The sequence below is a fragment of the Clostridioides sp. ZZV15-6383 genome, from assembly GCF_020657735.1.
GTDB lineage: Bacteria > Bacillota > Clostridia > Peptostreptococcales > Peptostreptococcaceae > Clostridioides > Clostridioides difficile_D.
The window spans coordinates 1-286 of record NZ_JAGWCV010000198.1 but is presented as its reverse complement, the minus strand read 5'-3'; the positions used below and the strand labels follow the sequence as shown (position 1 = coordinate 286).

The window sequence follows — 286 nt, the reverse complement described above, 5'->3', positions numbered from 1 at the left end:
AACATTTTCTTTGCCTCGGCTTAAAAATCTTCTAAATTTCATATTTTGTTTTACTTGAGCGAAAGCTCCTTCTGCTTGTATACTTCTATTCATTCTAAGTTCACACCCCTCCGGGCTTATAATTCTCATTAAGTTTTCTTTTCTTTTTTCATGAAATAGCTTAGATACTTGTAAGTTTTTAGTCCTATTTTCAAGAGGAATCTTACTGTTACTTCTCTTAATGCAACTGCTTTTATATTGACAATCACGGCATTCTTCACAAGCATAACAAGTTATTTCACTTTTA

1 protein-coding gene is annotated in these 286 nt (G+C 31.5%); it reads right to left on the bottom strand.

From position 1 onward, the window contains the following. Positions 1-286, bottom strand: a 286-nt coding sequence (locus KGF42_RS19445; protein WP_227826934.1) for a transposase, incomplete at both ends; no start/stop codon positions are given.